Source organism: Prochlorococcus sp. MIT 1303, from assembly GCF_001631965.1.
In the GTDB taxonomy this organism is placed as follows: domain Bacteria; phylum Cyanobacteriota; class Cyanobacteriia; order PCC-6307; family Cyanobiaceae; genus Prochlorococcus; species Prochlorococcus marinus_D.
The window spans coordinates 22,849-37,588 of sequence record NZ_LVHK01000036.1 but is presented as its reverse complement, the minus strand read 5'-3'; the positions used below and the strand labels follow the sequence as shown (position 1 = coordinate 37,588).

Sequence of the window (14,740 nt, the reverse complement as noted above, 5' to 3'; positions counted from 1 at the left end):
ACATTACCACTTGCATATAAACCTCTTAATGCGGGTGACGCCTTAAGAAGCCTGCATTAAAGCGGCAAGACATTTGCGCTAATGGGTTTTGCCCCCCTTGATTGGGCTGAAGACGAACGCAATCGTAAGCCTCAATACCGAAACCCAGCCAATCAGCAAGCAATCACGCAACGGTTCGTCACTGAAGCATCCACGCAGCCAAGACACACTGCTTGATTAAAATTTTGGACTTCGGCACTCCTACAGAATCCAAGCCAACCAGAGCAGAAGCAACCCATGCAAGGCTTCATTGAGTTGCGTTGATCATTGCTCGAAAAGCTCGATGTTGACCTCCTCTAAAGGGGTTCTCTTACTTGAAATGATGCTTAAATCTTCAAGTGTAGGCTTAAAGATGAGTTCTTAAAACCAATGCCTGAAGCCACACGAGAAGAGCTACAGGAGACCATTGGGGATCTCAACGACTATCGCAAGCGATTACGAAATGAAATTATCTCGATTGGGCAAAAGCTAAGGATGCCTCAAAAAAAGATCGATGCCTCATTAGCCGAACATACCGAATTGCAGCGAATCGACTTGATTCTCACTGAGCTCGTCGCACAGCGTGATCAGAATTAATTCAGCCTCATTGCCGTTGAATCCTGTTCAAGTGCGAATCCTTCTTTTAAGGTCTTACTGAAACTGCCATTTAGCCTCCTAGGGTCAATCAAGACATCCGACTTCAAGCACCTTGGCGGTAGCCCTTGCGAGCCAATTGAGAGAAGGCACCAAGGCCGCCCACACGATGGCCGAAAACACTGGTTTCGTGAGCTGTTTCCTTAAAGGTGTGGTTGATCAGTCCAGTTATCGCATGCTGGTGGCTGATCTCTATTTCGTCTACTCCGCATTGGAAGCAGAAATCGGCAAGCTGCGTGAGCAAAAGCATCCGGTGGTGGCACCTGTTGGCTTCCCCGAGCTCAATCGCTGCGAGGCCTTAGAACAAGATTTGATTTTTTATTTCGGCAGCAACTGGCGCAATCTGGCCAAGGCAACGCTGGCGGCTGAGGAGTATGTGGCCCGTATTCACACGTTGGCTCAGGAGTCGCCTGAGTTACTGGTGGCTCATCACTACACCCGCTATCTCGGGGACCTTTCAGGCGGTCAGATTCTCAAGACCATCGCCCAGAAGGCCATGAAGCTAGGGGGCAATGACGGCGTGCGTTTTTATATCTTTGATGACATTGAAGACACCAAAGCGTTCAAGACTCTTTACAGCGCCACCCTTGATAGCCTGCCGATCAATCAGCAGACCGCCGAGCGCATGGTCGAGGAGGCAAATATGGCCTTTCACTGCAATATGGCCATGTTCAAGGAGTTGGAAGGCAACCTAGTGGCTGCAATTGGAAAGGTCCTGTTTGGATTCCTCACGAGCCGCCAACGAGGCGGCAGCACTGAGGATGCGGTGGCCTAAGAGGAAAGCAAGAGGTTGACGGAGAATCAACTCCTTCAACTGGTCAACACTTTCAACCTGGCTGAGGATGAAATGCTTGCGATCACCAGTCCCTATAAGACCACTCTGGAGATCGAACAATCTGAGTATGTGATTGGCCTATTCATCAAACATGCCATGAACCATCAAGCCACTGATCTTGAGAAAATCTTCAACTCAGCCCAAAGAAGTGAGGGGTCACATTTAGATGTTTGACCCATTACTTGAGAAACTGCACTCCAGCATCCGAATACAAGGCGGAGAAACTGCAGCAGTTCCTGATGGTCTTAGGGAATGTCGAAACGAGAAAAAAAACAGCTTGATTCGAAGTTGGCTCTGGCAGGTACCAGGGTTCCGTCGCTGGAGGGTCTCGCGACTCGATGCAGGGGAAAGCCTTCAGGTCCTCAACTCAGTGGCCTATCCGAACTACAACATTGATCAGCCATTGATGGGATTGGACTTGTTGTGGTTTGGGAAGAGACAAAAACTAGTAGCGATCCTTGACTTTCAACCCCTCATTCAAGATCACTCCTACTTAGAGCGCCACTTCCAGGGACTCAAAGCCCTCCAAAATCGTTTCCCTGAACTGAGTGGAGAGGAGACGATGCGATTGTTCGATCCCAATCAATACTTCTCCCCCTGGTTACTTTTCTGCAGAGGCGGCGCCGAAAAAGCCACCAACTCCTTACCTGAAGCGTTCAACGCTTTCCTGCACTGTTACTGGGAGCTTCACCAACAAAACAGCGATAAGGCCTCCCTAATCCCGGCGGCCGAAGTCAAACAACTACAGATCGCTTATGACATTTACAGCGCTGAGCGTGATCCAGCCCACGGCTTGTTTACGAGTCATTTCGGCAAGGCATGGTCTGATCGCTTCCTACACGAATTCCTGTTTCCTGCCAGCACTAAAGCGGATTCATCTCCGCCGTCAGACGCAGACTATGACCTACCTCGATGAAACCCTTACGCCTAAGCAGCCTTGATCCAGTCAGGATGCCCGAATGGCGATGGGCGCCGTTCCTCAGCCATGCCATCAACGCTTTAATACCACTGAAGCCTGAGCCATACCCAGTGGCTCCAGAGTTCCTGCAAAGAGAAGGGAAAACAGGCTCCAAATCTCAACCCATCAAGGTGACAACATGCACCTGGGCTTGCAGAACCAAAAAGTTCAGACAGGTGCGAGCCGCATGCGTGGAGGCCGGCAGTTCAGCCTCGGTCTTGAATCTCGTGATAAACCCTTATCACACCTTAGATCTTCCGTTCTTCGGTGCAGACTTAGTAACACTTCCATCTGGGCACCTTTTAGCACTGGACTTACAGCCAGCAATCACAAGTGACGAACGTCATACCAAACAAGTCTGGGAACGACTGATGCCAATCTTTGAACAATGGAGAGTTCGCCTCCCTGAGGGAGGGCCGATACCAGAAGAAGCTAAACCTTACTTTTCACCAGGATTTCTCTGGACTCGCCTACACCTGGGCAGTGAAGGAAACCAGCTGATCGATGAAGTCATCATGCCGGCATTTAGAGACTACCTAAACCTTTACTTAGATCTTGTCGAAATGGCAGAGGAGGTCTCCCCTCAACGTGCCTTCAAGCTGCTGGAAGGTCAGAAACGATACTTGAGCTACAGAGCGAAAAAGGATCCAGCAAGAGCCATGTTGGCCCGCTTCCATGGTCACCAATGGACCGAGTCTTATATCCATAACGTTCTTTTTGACCTCTAAGAGCTCTCATCAAGACCCTACAAAGTCTCAGATGAACTCATTGGAAAACGAGATTCTTTTGTGCATTGTTGACTTCAACTCAACAAACCTGAGCTAAGGCAAGCCATCAATAGACTTACAGACCCTTGCAAGTGCAATCAAAGATGCCTCAGTGGTATGCAAAGCGATTCACGCTCATCCCGCAACGCTTGGAGTCTGAATGAATCATCGGCTGCTGTTCGTTTGCCTCGGCAACATCTGTCGCTCCCCCGCTGCAGAAGGGGTTTTCCTGCATCAACTCAAAAGCCAAGACATGGAGAAGCACTTCGTGGTGGATTCCGCCGGCACCGGTGGATGGCACGTTGGCAGGCCAGCGGATTCGCGCATGCGTAGTGCTGCCCAGCAGCGAGGGATCCTTCTACCCAGCCGAGCGAGACAGATCACCCTCGAGGATCTGCAGACTTTTGATCTAATCCTGACCATGGACGCAGATAATTTGGCGACTGTTCAGAGCCTGGCCACCGAAGTCGGCCCTATGGCAACTGCCAGGATCGAGCCCATGCTCAGCTATGCCACCAAAACATCACTTGAAGAGGTCCCAGACCCTTATTACGGAGGAGATGCAGGCTTCGAGAAAGTTCTCGATCTGCTTGAAGACGCCTGTGAAGGCCTACTGATTGCACTCAGCTCCCAGGTGTAGGCCAAACCTCCTCGGGAACCTGCACTCGAAACAGATCGATCAAAGTCTCAATCACCTCCTCAATCGACATGCCGTCACTGATCAACTCAGTGGCATCTTCAGCTTGGCGCAAAGGAGCAACTTCGCGGGTGCTATCCATTCGATCACGTTCCTCGATTTGTGTTTCCAACTCAGCCAGATCAGGAACCGGGAAACCACGATTGTCCAGGTCCAGAGCGCGACGCCTGGCACGTTCAGCCGGGCTGGCGGTGAGGAACACCTTCAACTCTGCATCTGGGAAAACGGCCGTACCAATATCCCGTCCTTCAGCAACCAAACCGCCTCGTACACCCATCCTCTGTTGCTGAGCCGTCAAAGCCTTACGAACACAGCCGTGAGCAGCAACCACTGAAACCGAGGACGTCACTTCCGGCGATCTGATCGCCTCTGTTACGTCGTGACCATTGATCCGAACCTTCTGTGGTCCTGATTGAGATGGCTCAAGCTCAAGCTCAAGATTCTCAAGGATGGTTTTGACTGCCACAGGGTCGTGCGGATCAACATCATGTTGCTGGGTCAACCAAGTGACAGCCCGATACATCGCCCCCGTATCGAGGTAGAGCAGGCCAAGCCGTTCAGCAAAGGCTCGTGTCACGGTGCTTTTACCAGCACCGGCAGGCCCATCTATAGCAACAATTGGCTGACGAGACATCAGAAAAGTGTGATCGATGAGACGAGTCTCCCCGCACCGCACAGCCGCCGCCAGAAGGCAAAGCTTGCGGCCAGCATGCAAAGGCTGCAGGTTAAACGCATCGACCGTTTCTACATACTCAACCTCCAAGCCAAGTTGCTCCCATGCGCACCGGAGCCCTGCAAGATCAACTGCTCGTCCATCCTGAGACTCCCGAGCAGCTCGAGCAAGTAGCTGAGGCAAGGCCAACGCCTGCTGGCGCTGTTGAGTCATGAGGTAACGATTACGGGAACTACAAGCCAAGCCATCGTCATCGCGCACCGTGGCGACCCCATGCACCCGCACCGGCAACCCCAACTGGGCAACCAAATGGCGCAGGATCACCAATTGCTGCCAATCCTTTTCGCCAAGCACAAGCACCTCTGGCCGAACTAGAGCCAAAAGGCGAGCCACCACCGTGACCACACCATCAAAGTGACCGGGCCTACTCGCCCCACACAAATGTGCCTGAAGATGAGAAGGAACCTGAATCCTGAACTGGGAAGAAGCCCCCCCAGGAAAAACCTGATCAACTGAAGGAGCCCAGAGTGCAGAAGCACCTGATCTTGATGCCAACTCACAGTCGGCCTCAAGATCACGAGGATAACTATCGAAATCCTCAGCAGGGCCAAACTGCAAAGGATTCACGAAAACACTCACCAACACAGCGGCTGGTTGAAGGCTGCCAAATCCTTGAACTGACTTGATCAGCTGGCCATGAGCGCGGTGCAAAGCGCCCATGGTGGGGACGAAATAAACCGAAGACTGCTGATGCTTACGCCATCGATGTAACTCAGCCGTTGAACTGAGAACAGAAAAACTCAGCGCAGCACCTCAAGACGCACTTGGGCAATACCACTCGATATCAAACCAAGCTCATGGGCAGCACCATGAGCAAGATCGATGACGCGATGAGCGATAAAAGGGCCGCGATCGTTGATTGTCACAACAGCTGAGCGATCATTCCAAAGGTTGGTCACCCTTACCTTGGTACCAAAAGGCAAGCTGCGATGAGCAGCTGTCATTGTGCCTGGCCTGAAAACTTCACCACTTGCAGTTCGGTTTCCGAAGAAGCCCGGGCCGTACCAGCTTGCTTCACCAGTGCTCACTTGAACAACAGTGGGAGTTGGCTTGACAGGTCGGTTGAGCTTTGCAACTGGAACGATTGGTAACGCTTGTGGTGTCTCAACAACTGAATCAACAGTTAAACCAGTAGCGACATCAGCATTGCCTTGATCTGAGCTTCCTTGATCTGAGCTTCCTTGATCTGAGCTTCCTTGATTGGCGGACAAAGGAGTCGCAAGAAGCGAGATTCGTTCAAGCAGAGCTTTCTTGACCTGTTCCCTGGTGACCTTTTTGTCGAGGTCAAGATCACGAGCAAAGGCTGGTAACAGTGCAGCACTGCTGGAGCAAACACCAGCAAGAACAAGAAGCGAAACGGAAAATTTCATTACTAGCAGACGACACTTGAATGAGGAGAAAAAATCATCCCCAGCAGGAATACGTCCTTCAACCAACCAAAGTTCCCCAAACCGTACGAATTACATCCTCTCTTTAGGAGAGCTCGAACAGCACCTCCTCGTCAGATTGATGCAACTTTAACCAGCTAAATAACAGATCCTCACTGGACTTGCAAGGGTCAGAGCCATGCCACGCTGATCAGCCGCACTGATGCCATCCAGAGGCCCCGCTAATGCAAGACAGGACAATTGCGACATTGGCTGAATGGAGGGCGGCAGAGGAGGATCTAGGGAGGGCCAGTCGAAACCATGGACTACAAGACCGCGGGCGTTGACGTCCAAGCAGGCAGGGCATTCATCGAGCGGATCAGATCTAGCGTCGAAGCCACCCACCGCCCAGAGGTGATCGGTGGTCTGGGAGGGTTTGGAGGCTTGATACGCCTCCCCGCAGGGCTAAACAAGCCTCTGCTTGTCGCAGGAACTGATGGAGTCGGCACCAAGCTCGAACTAGCTCAGCAACATCAAGCCCACTACGGAGTAGGGCTGGACCTGGTTGGAATGTGTGTCAACGACGTCATCACCAGTGGCGCTGAACCCCTCTTTTTCCTCGACTACATCGCCACCGGAACCCTCAGCCCAGAGGCCATGGCACAAGTTGTGGAGGGAATTTCAGAGGGCTGTCGCCGCAGCGGCTGCGCCCTCCTAGGAGGAGAAACCGCCGAGATGCCTGGGTTTTACGACCCAGGTTGCTACGACCTAGCCGGCTTTTGCGTAGCAGTGGTAGAAGAAGACGAGATGATTGACGGTCGCAAGATCAAGCATGGAGATCAGATTATCGGTGTGGCAAGCAGTGGCGTTCATAGCAACGGGTTCAGTTTGGTGCGCAAAGTGCTCGCTCTTACTGAAGCCAATAAGAACACTCGCTTCGGATGCGACAACAAACCTCTAATCGAGACCCTGCTAACCCCTACCACCCTTTACGGCCAGCTGGTAAGAAACCTCCTAGAAGCAAAAGTTCCACTCCACGGCATGGCACATATCACCGGTGGAGGCCTACCAGAGAATCTTCCCCGATGTTGTCCAAAAGACTTAGTTACCGTCATAGATCCAAGCAGCTGGACCAGACCAGAACTTTTTCAATGGCTCCAAGATGCTGGCCAGATTCCAGAGCATGACCTCTGGCACACATTCAATCTTGGAGTGGGTTTCTGCCTAGTGGTCGCAGAAGAAGCAGTACGTGATGTCCTGCAGGTTTGCAAAGAACAAGCTCTTCAAGCTTGGCCTATTGGTCAAGTCGAAACTGCCTCTCCCTCAACCGGAGAGAGATTACGAGGGCTACCCAGCTAAAGCATTGCATCGCAAGGGCTCTTGAGACGCAAGATCTCTCTAACTAATTACATCGGACTTGTACGAGCCTATTCTCGAGCCGATGTTTAGACACGTCCTCAAGTAATATTTACCTATGCAAGCCGAGAGAATATTTCGGCAACAGCGTCGTCAGATCTAACTTAAATCCAATGCCCTTTGATAGCCCCCAGCGCATAACGCGTCGCCGTAGCTCAGCAGGACCTGTGCCTCCAAGACGGCAAATCAATAGTGATTACGACGATCGCAACGCCCCCCACCGTCAAGGTCAGGGTCCGAGGCCAACCTTTTTAGCCCTGAGGGACCACGGCAAGGTTTATGTCGCAGACCTCCCCAATCTCTCTGACGGGCAACTGGTCCACATCTGCAAAGAAGCTGAGGAAGTTCTTGAAAGCCTGGAGCGTCGCATCAGCGATCTCGAACGCGAAGCACACAACGGTTTCGGTGATAGCGACACCTTCATCAAGGCATCCACCAAACGAGATGTGACTCGTCGCTTCATCCGAGCCATCCAAGGTGAGCAAGAACATCGCCTCAGCAATCCAGCCCTACGCAGGGCGGCCGCTGAATCTCTGCCTCGCACGTTCCTCGAGATCTCACGCCACCGCTTGCCTGGAGCAACTTTTGATTCACTGCTTCAAGAAGCTTTGGCAGCCTGCGAACTGAAGGAACTTGACTCCGGCATTGCTCCAGAGGCACCCGTCAAGGTAGTCCCCATCCGCGCTACTGCAACCACTCTTCCGGTCGTGGTGACACCTGATCCAAATCTTCCCAGCTCAACCAGCGCCTGATAGGGGTTCATTACTCCAAATGGATGGCCGTCCCCTGTATAAGTACTGCCAACCGAGCTAATCGAAAGACTCTAGAAATTGCAACGTCAAGGTTGAGATGCTTGGGCCCACTCCTGTTTCACCAGCGCTCCCATCTGAAGGGGCATGATCACAAAATCGAATCAAATCGCCATCCTCGCGATCATGACGAGAACCGGCAAATCATCCGATCCATTTCACTCCAGAAAACCTCTAAGGGGAAAGGAGGCAAAAGCGGTTGACACCCCAGAGGATGGAGATGTCCTTTGCAACCACTGTCGGCGAACCGCAATCAATGGCATACGTTGTCTGGGAATGTGTGTCGCTGATAGCGACTATTAACTAGATGCGCACTCCGATTGTTCCCCTCTTACTGATCAGCCTATCCATGGTTGCTGGAACAAGTTCAATCGCCGATCCACGCCAAGCTATTGGTCGCTTTGAAACGATTGCTAGCAAATGTCAATACAGATTGGGGAGCGGCTCTCTGCAGACTTGCAAGGTTGTTCAGATGGATCGCAAGACAGCAACAGTGACCGGGGTACGCTTCATCGGCCGAGGCGTAGTACACGGGTCCAGCCGTCATCTCACCTTTGTCGCCAACGCACCGGATGAGAGCATCCCATTAAGCTGTATATCAGGCAGCTGCACCCTGAACAAGAAAAGATGGACAGCCACGGTGAGCAGCGTGGCAGAAAGCAAGTTTGATGGGCGAGGGGTTGCAGAAGGACTGCCTCAAGCCTGGCCGGTAAAGGGTGATTGTGAGCTCTCTTTGAAAAAACTCCGCTGCAGGGCACGGGCCATGAGTGGAGAGATCCTTACCGGAGAAGCCCAACTGTGAGAGATCAGCAAGAGCGCGCAACTTCAAGGCGAGGATCCATATAACTGGCTAGCGAACCTACCTGCAAACTTGTCGATCCTGCGCACCACAAGAAGACCCAGGGCCAAATCCGGCTCGTTGTAGCTTTCGTGAAGGAAAAGGCTTGCCCCTTTAGCAGTCAGAGAACAGCAATGATCTTTTCTAAGCAGTAAAGAAAGCGCTTAAGATAGCTCAGCAGAGGCAGCAGAACTCAGTGAGCAGAAGGGCATTAGAGCTCTAGAACGGGTTAATTCAATCCGGACTAATACTGAATTGACAACTTCATTTTACAAGAGAGAATGAGAAAAAAAGAATCCATGCAATTTGGCAAAGTGAAGACTTGGGAAACTTCAAAATTGACCAGCCAAAAGTGAACCAACATCACTCCCAAATTGCATTGTGCAGACAGCAAGAACCTAATCTAGCGGCATGACTCTTTCACCCATTTAGCAGCGATTTCATCGCCCAATGCGGATGCCTCTCTCCAATCAGCACAAGCACCTGTTAGGTTGCCATCATTCTCTTTTGAAATTCCACGATTTAGGTAAGCAACCGCAAGTTGAGAATCAATCTCTAGCGCCTTATTGTAATCAGCAATTGCCGCTCGATTGTCACCTGATTTCCTATTTGCAACACCGCGATTGTTATATGCAATAGCATGCCTGGCGTCAATTTCCAGAGCCTTGCTGTAATCATCAATCGCACCTTTATAATCCTCTAGTTCATCCTTTGCATTACCACGATTATAATATGCAAGAGCATACTGAGGGTCAATGATTAATGCCTTACTAAAATCTTCAATTGATCCCTGATAATCACCAATCCCATATTTAGCATTGCCGCTTTTAATATAAGCATTTGCATCATTCTCTTCCCCCTCGCTTCTTGCTGAGACCGCCACCCCGGCAACTCCCACAACAGCCGCAGAAACAATCACCAGGGGTTTTCCTACCCGAAAGAACGACAAGCCAACAGCAGTGACAGCAGCTGTGGCAACACCTACGGCAAAGGCAGCAGTACGGCGTGGCATTGAGATCATTCTCCTATTGACTCACCCTAGACAAAAGGTGCCCCTCTCCCAAGAGGGAAGCAGTTTTTTGGCATCAAGATTAAAAAGGACACCCTCAACCGACGTCCTTAAACCCGAAACTAATTTTTGGGCATCTACGACCTCAGACTGATAAGCAATTTCAAGCCGGGCGAAATCCAAGCTTCAGCAAACAAAGCAACCCCTCCCTCAGGTGCCTCCATTGCAGAAACGAACTGCTGCAGAGACGCTCATACCGCTGTTCCTTGTCTCTTCAATACAGGCATTAAAAAACTTTGCTTCCTGCTTAAGCGGATACAACTTGATCGCAATTGCCAAAAGAGCAAATGCTGCTATCCACCTTGCGGCTAAACCTCCAGCCCCAAATGCATACCAAAGGATCCGCCTACTACCGGAGGAGCTAGCGCATTTCTTGGACTTCTTGGATTTCTTACCCTTGCCGTTGTCCTTTGCCATTGAATCAGTGATGATTAAACAAACACTAGGCTGTTCGAGCTCAAAGCAGCTTTAGGTCTTCCAAAAGAGCGCCAGGATGGTAGAACAAGACCAAATCAACATTCCAAGCAGCACCTCATTCACTCCACAACAGCGTTGAATTTGCCTTGCTGAAATTGGCTTGCTTTCTCCAGACTGATCAGGTGGAAGTGAGCAGCTCACCAATCCCAACGAAAAACCCAGGAAAGGCCTGATGCTTGGCAGGAATAAACAAAGATCCTAGATCGAGCTCTACCCCCTTCAGATCACCACGCAATCAAAGACACACCTGCAAGCAAGAGTGTTGTAACTACAAAACCAAGACCAAAGACAATTGCCCCTATTCCTGTATTCCAATAAATAGACATGGTTAGCAACTCATCTCCTTTCTTTAAAGATTGATCTGGCGATGAGCCCAGCTGAAAAGACACATAGTCATTGATCCATACCTGTGTTGCTGATCGATAGGGTGATTCGGTTGTCACAAAATCGACAACCTCTATGACTCTCTCTTTAATTGTCGCTCGTGTCACTTATACAACCGCCCTTGCAATCAAGGTGATAGCAGCAAACAGAACCGCTGAAACGAGGAATCCAACCGCAAAAATACCTGCAACTATGCCTGTATTCAAATAAACGGAGACAGTCGCTAACTCCTGTCCTTTTTTTTCTGCCACTGATTTTTTCTCTGCCACTGGATGAAGCTGAAGGAATCAATATCCTATCGCCCCACCTCTTTGGATTACTTGTGACCTGCTCTGCAGAACCTTCGCTTGAGGACGGAAGGACTAGCAAGGTCTGTTCGGGCTCATCAAGAGCTCATCACCCTCCACCTGTATGTCCAATACCCTCATATGGCAACAATCGACCCATGAGCCAATGTTCTGACCCTCCAAAGAGCAAGCAGGCCCACAAAAGAAGAAACGACAATCCACTGGCAATTGCTTTTACCTCAATGATCATGACCACCTCATTGGTGAAGGGAGAGCTCAACCCGCGTTGAATGCTGTCTCTTGCACCACAACAGGTTCCCCCCCATAAAGATAAAGAGCCTTAGGTTCAAGCCTGAAATAGAGCACCGCATCGGATGCCCTCAAGTACAGGCCTCATTTTCTGAGTATCTGCGTCATAGGACTCCTAAATCAATCCTGAGCATTCGGAATCAAAGCATCAGCAGGTAAAGCCGATCCCTTTGATTGACATTCAAGCGCTTAGACAAAGACCCCCAGCGAGCACTTCATGTCAGAGCGCCGATCATCAAGCTGAGGCATTAAATGAAGCAGAGTGCTGCCTTAACTTTCACGAGGCCATCAGCACTAGAGGGAAAGAAGTTGGCAGACCACAACTGCAAATTGCTTTGGCAGCAATCGATGAAGGTGATGAATTGGTAGTTGTGAAGTTGAACCAACTAGAAAGAAGCCAAGTGGAGGCGATTGCAAGGCTCCACGACCTTCAGAAGAAAGGCATCTATATCTGAACACCGGATGCTCTTATCAACACAAGCGCAATAGGTAAATTGACGCCAGTCCTTCTTGGACTTCTTTCTGGTCTTGCTGAAGTAGAGCATTCGCTGGCCCGAGAAAAAACACTTGAGCACATTCAGCACCGCTTGAAAACAGGAGAAAAATTTGGAGGGCGATCCAAGAGAAATGCTGCAAAGGAGAGTTTGATGCTGAGGTTGAGGGATGAAGGGTGCTCTTATCAGCCCATGAGAAAACAAACAGAACTTGCACTCTCAACAATCCTCAGGATTATCATGAGAAAGGAAGCATTAGCCGCATGAACCTGATCGAAGCACACAAGAGATCTATTGAACGTGAAAAGAAGAAGCTTGGGCTGTCTGACTATGGGTTGCTCTGGATTTCCTTCCTAAGAGGAGCATTTGTCGCCCTGATCATTGAGAGGTTAATCGTCCATTAATGAAAACAGTCTTACTTGGCCTCATCGTTGCCCTTCTCTGGTCTTCGCCTCAAGCAAGAACCACGACAGCCAATGGGCTCAGGATGGCGGCAAACTGGTTGGATCCAAAGGAGGATCCAAAGGAGGAACCAACAAAGAGCCCCAAACACATAACAATCCCAAACCCTTTATATGTTGAGCAAGAATAAAAATAGAGCTCATTTCTAATTAAGAGATCAAAACTATTCAATGGCCTCTATAATGAGAGATGAACAAACTTCAAAAAAGGCGGCAGAGCAAAGAACACCCTCCTCCTACGCTGTTGAAATGAGAATTGTACTTCAACCATTTTCATATTTTCTCTTATTTCCTGCCCATTGAGCAAATAAGATCATGAGCGATGTTAGCTTAAGCACAGCTGGTTTATTGCCCTCATATGAAAGACGCTAATGAGCAAGTTTTAAGCGAAGAGAGCAAAGAGGTATGGCGAGATCATGTTCTTCAAGAAATAGTTAATTTTCTTGGGTCCCGCAAGGACGAAATTTATGAGAACTATGCCAAACAGAGCGAAGCAAGACTCTCCAAAGAAGTCATTGAGGGTGAAGGCTTGATGGACTTTGAACTCGCGATTACTTTCCTACGAGACAAGAAAAAATGGTTTGGACTTGGCTCCGGTTTCTTCAAGGCTAATCTCATTCGTTAAGTTAATGGAATCGTGACAACGTTGGTTGAGAAGTAGCCCAACTCCCCTTCCGCTCCCCTTCCGCTTTTGCAGAGAACTAAGACGAGAACACGCCAGTTACTGCAACTTGTTTGGAGGACATTGTCGAAGGCGGCACCCAGATTCGAACTGGGGATAAAGGATTTGCAATCCTCTGCCTTACCACTTGGCCATGCCGCCGCCAGGGAGACTCAATTCCCTGCAGCGGATCGTATCAGCCACTCTGCTAGCTCTCTGCTCGTGATTTGCAACGGGCATGGCGAGGATCTGATTGCACTACGGGTGTTGGAGGCCCTACATCGCAAATGTCCGAATCTGCCCATTGAAGTGCTTCCCCTCGTAGGGGTAGGACAAGCTTTTGAACATGCCTTAGCCGCTGGATGGCTTAAGCGCCTGGGCCCTTCAGCGCCCTTGCCAAGTGGTGGCTTCAGCAATCAAAGCTTGCGGGGACTGATTGCTGATCTTGCCGCCGGACTCACTCTGCTCAGCTGGCGACAGTGGCGATGTGTGCGCCGCTCAGCCAAAGCTGGCAAAGCCATTCTGGCAGTAGGAGACCTGTTGCCCCTGCTCATGGCATGGAGCAGTGGTGGAACCTATGGCTTCATCGGCACACCGAAAAGTGATTACACCTGGAGAAGTGGACCAGGCCGGGCCTTGAGCGACCACTACCACCGTCTCAAAGGCAGTGAATGGGATCCCTGGGAATGGGCCCTAATGCGATCTTCGCGATGCCGAATGGTTGCCGTTCGTGATCATCTCACCGCCAGAGGACTACGACGGCACGGGGTCGCCGCAAAGGCGCCTGGGAACCCAATGATGGATGGATTCAAGGTCGAATCAATTCCTACCGCCCTCAACCGATGCCGGCGACTGTTATTGCTCTGTGGAAGTCGAATGCCCGAAGCAGGCATGAATTTCAAGCGACTCCTTGAAGGCCTAGGCCAGCTCGATAGCGATTTACCGCTAGCAGTACTTGTAGCCTTTGGCTCCCAACCCAGCCTCAACCAGCTCGAAGCGATTCTCAGAACCGATGGATACCTACCATCCACCACCCCCATCGACACCCTGGGAGCCAAGGCCTGCTGGGTCAAAGGTACACAACTCTTGCTGCTCGGGCCTGGTCAATTCAACCGCTGGGCGGCCTGGACCGAAGTGGGCCTTGTCACTGCTGGAACCGCCACAGAACAACTTGTCGGTCTAGGCATTCCGGCCTTATCCATGCCTGGAGCAGGACCACAATTCAAACGACAATTCGCCATGCGGCAAAGTCGTCTCTTGGGAGGAGCCGTACTGCCCTGTCAAAGCAAAGAAGAACTGGCAGACAGGCTGCAGAGACTGTTAAAAGACGACTCCCTTCGACAGCGATTAGGCAGGATTGGCAACAGACGAATGGGAACAGCTGGCGGCAGTGCTGCACTCGCAGCACTGATCTCACAGCTTTTATTAGGGCATACGAGAGCACCTAGGCAACGCTCTGTTTGACACGCCATAGCGGATACTGAACGCTTGCAGCACCACTGCCAT

Annotated in this window: 21 protein-coding genes and 1 tRNA gene; 15 read left to right on the top strand and 7 right to left on the bottom strand. The window is 50.7% G+C overall.

The genetic code is table 11. The annotated features are described in order from the left end of the window. Positions 1-81: 81 nt before the first annotated feature. The 7 genes from PMIT1303_RS14210 to PMIT1303_RS03810 all read left to right on the top strand — a co-directional run bounded on the left by PMIT1303_RS14210 (position 82) and on the right by PMIT1303_RS03810 (position 3,872). Positions 82-216, top strand: coding sequence for a hypothetical protein (locus PMIT1303_RS14210; RefSeq protein ID WP_255359755.1), 135 nt, complete (start codon positions 82-84; stop codon positions 214-216). A gap of 192 nt (positions 217-408) precedes the next feature. Beyond that, a complete protein-coding gene (locus PMIT1303_RS03835) occupies positions 409-615 on the top strand; it encodes a hypothetical protein (protein WP_011826843.1) in 207 nt (68 codons plus the stop codon). Positions 616-727: 112 nt separating this feature from the next. Further along, complete coding sequence (locus PMIT1303_RS03830) at positions 728-1,447, top strand: heme oxygenase (biliverdin-producing) (protein ID WP_011826844.1); 720 nt, start codon at positions 728-730, stop codon at positions 1,445-1,447. Between the two features lie 15 nt (positions 1,448-1,462). Continuing rightward, positions 1,463-1,681: a hypothetical protein gene (locus PMIT1303_RS03825; RefSeq protein WP_063397591.1), complete on the top strand. Its 219-nt coding sequence runs from the start codon at positions 1,463-1,465 to the stop codon at positions 1,679-1,681. Next, positions 1,674-2,423 (top strand): 15,16-dihydrobiliverdin:ferredoxin oxidoreductase, encoded by a 750-nt coding sequence (locus tag PMIT1303_RS03820; protein ID WP_063397590.1) that lies wholly within the window; start codon positions 1,674-1,676, stop codon positions 2,421-2,423. Before PMIT1303_RS03825 ends, PMIT1303_RS03820 begins: the two co-directional genes overlap by 8 nt. After that, positions 2,420-3,193 carry a phycoerythrobilin:ferredoxin oxidoreductase gene (locus PMIT1303_RS03815; RefSeq protein ID WP_063397589.1) on the top strand — a complete coding sequence of 258 codons (774 nt, stop codon included), beginning with the start codon at positions 2,420-2,422 and terminating at the stop codon, positions 3,191-3,193. Before PMIT1303_RS03820 ends, PMIT1303_RS03815 begins: the two co-directional genes overlap by 4 nt. A 199-nt stretch (positions 3,194-3,392) precedes the next feature. Then, positions 3,393-3,872 carry a low molecular weight protein-tyrosine-phosphatase gene (locus tag PMIT1303_RS03810; RefSeq protein WP_011826849.1) on the top strand — a complete coding sequence of 160 codons (480 nt, stop codon included), beginning with the start codon at positions 3,393-3,395 and terminating at the stop codon, positions 3,870-3,872. Here PMIT1303_RS03810 and PMIT1303_RS03805 read toward each other — a convergent pair. Together PMIT1303_RS03805 and PMIT1303_RS03800 are read right to left on the bottom strand one after the other, a co-directional pair. Then, positions 3,856-5,406 (bottom strand): bifunctional pantoate--beta-alanine ligase/(d)CMP kinase, encoded by a 1,551-nt coding sequence (locus tag PMIT1303_RS03805; protein ID WP_074159198.1) that lies wholly within the window; start codon positions 5,404-5,406, stop codon positions 3,856-3,858. The genes PMIT1303_RS03810 and PMIT1303_RS03805 overlap by 17 nt on opposite strands. After that, complete coding sequence (locus PMIT1303_RS03800; RefSeq protein ID WP_063397587.1) at positions 5,403-6,032, bottom strand: septal ring lytic transglycosylase RlpA family protein; 630 nt, start codon at positions 6,030-6,032, stop codon at positions 5,403-5,405. Before PMIT1303_RS03800 ends, PMIT1303_RS03805 begins: the two co-directional genes overlap by 4 nt. 318 nt (positions 6,033-6,350) lie before the next feature. On the opposite strand from PMIT1303_RS03800, the gene purM reads away from it, so the two are divergent. From purM to PMIT1303_RS03785, 4 genes are all read left to right on the top strand, one after another. Then, positions 6,351-7,388: a phosphoribosylformylglycinamidine cyclo-ligase gene (gene purM, locus PMIT1303_RS03795; protein WP_063397586.1), complete on the top strand. Its 1,038-nt coding sequence runs from the start codon at positions 6,351-6,353 to the stop codon at positions 7,386-7,388. A 170-nt stretch (positions 7,389-7,558) separates the two neighbouring features. Continuing rightward, positions 7,559-8,197, top strand: a complete 639-nt coding sequence (locus PMIT1303_RS03790) for a hypothetical protein (protein WP_063397585.1) — start codon at positions 7,559-7,561, stop codon at positions 8,195-8,197. 183 nt (positions 8,198-8,380) lie between these two features. Further along, entirely contained in the window at positions 8,381-8,557 is a 177-nt protein-coding gene (locus tag PMIT1303_RS13750; RefSeq protein WP_231901295.1) for a hypothetical protein, read from the top strand. Positions 8,558-8,561: 4 nt separating this feature from the next. Further along, positions 8,562-9,056 (top strand): hypothetical protein, encoded by a 495-nt coding sequence (locus PMIT1303_RS03785; protein WP_063397584.1) that lies wholly within the window; start codon positions 8,562-8,564, stop codon positions 9,054-9,056. A gap of 439 nt (positions 9,057-9,495) precedes the next feature. Here the strand turns inward: PMIT1303_RS03785 and PMIT1303_RS03780 are convergent, their stop codons facing one another. From PMIT1303_RS03780 to PMIT1303_RS13265, 4 genes are all read right to left on the bottom strand, one after another. Beyond that, complete coding sequence (locus tag PMIT1303_RS03780; RefSeq protein WP_231901293.1) at positions 9,496-10,104, bottom strand: tetratricopeptide repeat protein; 609 nt, start codon at positions 10,102-10,104, stop codon at positions 9,496-9,498. Between the two features lie 207 nt (positions 10,105-10,311). Further along, positions 10,312-10,578 (bottom strand): hypothetical protein, encoded by a 267-nt coding sequence (locus PMIT1303_RS03775; RefSeq protein ID WP_063397582.1) that lies wholly within the window; start codon positions 10,576-10,578, stop codon positions 10,312-10,314. 284 nt (positions 10,579-10,862) lie between these two features. Beyond that, positions 10,863-11,129 (bottom strand): hypothetical protein, encoded by a 267-nt coding sequence (locus tag PMIT1303_RS03770; RefSeq protein ID WP_063397581.1) that lies wholly within the window; start codon positions 11,127-11,129, stop codon positions 10,863-10,865. Next, positions 11,130-11,291: a hypothetical protein gene (locus PMIT1303_RS13265; protein WP_155724717.1), complete on the bottom strand. Its 162-nt coding sequence runs from the start codon at positions 11,289-11,291 to the stop codon at positions 11,130-11,132. Between the two features lie 497 nt (positions 11,292-11,788). Between PMIT1303_RS13265 and PMIT1303_RS13940 the strand changes: the two genes are divergently transcribed. The 3 genes from PMIT1303_RS13940 (at position 11,789) to PMIT1303_RS03755 (ending at position 13,198) form a co-directional block, all read left to right on the top strand. Further along, positions 11,789-12,073 carry a recombinase family protein gene (locus PMIT1303_RS13940; RefSeq protein WP_231901291.1) on the top strand — a complete coding sequence of 95 codons (285 nt, stop codon included), beginning with the start codon at positions 11,789-11,791 and terminating at the stop codon, positions 12,071-12,073. A 132-nt stretch (positions 12,074-12,205) separates the two neighbouring features. Beyond that, entirely contained in the window at positions 12,206-12,379 is a 174-nt protein-coding gene (locus tag PMIT1303_RS13935; RefSeq protein ID WP_231901289.1) for a hypothetical protein, read from the top strand. A 552-nt stretch (positions 12,380-12,931) separates the two neighbouring features. Further along, on the top strand, positions 12,932-13,198 hold the full coding sequence (locus PMIT1303_RS03755) for a hypothetical protein (protein ID WP_063397579.1): 267 nt from the start codon (positions 12,932-12,934) through the stop codon (positions 13,196-13,198). A 127-nt stretch (positions 13,199-13,325) separates the two neighbouring features. On the opposite strand, the gene PMIT1303_RS03750 is transcribed toward PMIT1303_RS03755, so the two are convergent. Then, positions 13,326-13,396 (bottom strand) — tRNA-Cys (locus PMIT1303_RS03750). A 54-nt stretch (positions 13,397-13,450) separates the two neighbouring features. On the opposite strand from PMIT1303_RS03750, the gene PMIT1303_RS03745 reads away from it, so the two are divergent. Continuing rightward, positions 13,451-14,698 (top strand): lipid-A-disaccharide synthase-related protein, encoded by a 1,248-nt coding sequence (locus tag PMIT1303_RS03745; protein ID WP_063397578.1) that lies wholly within the window; start codon positions 13,451-13,453, stop codon positions 14,696-14,698. Positions 14,699-14,740: the final 42 nt, after the last annotated feature.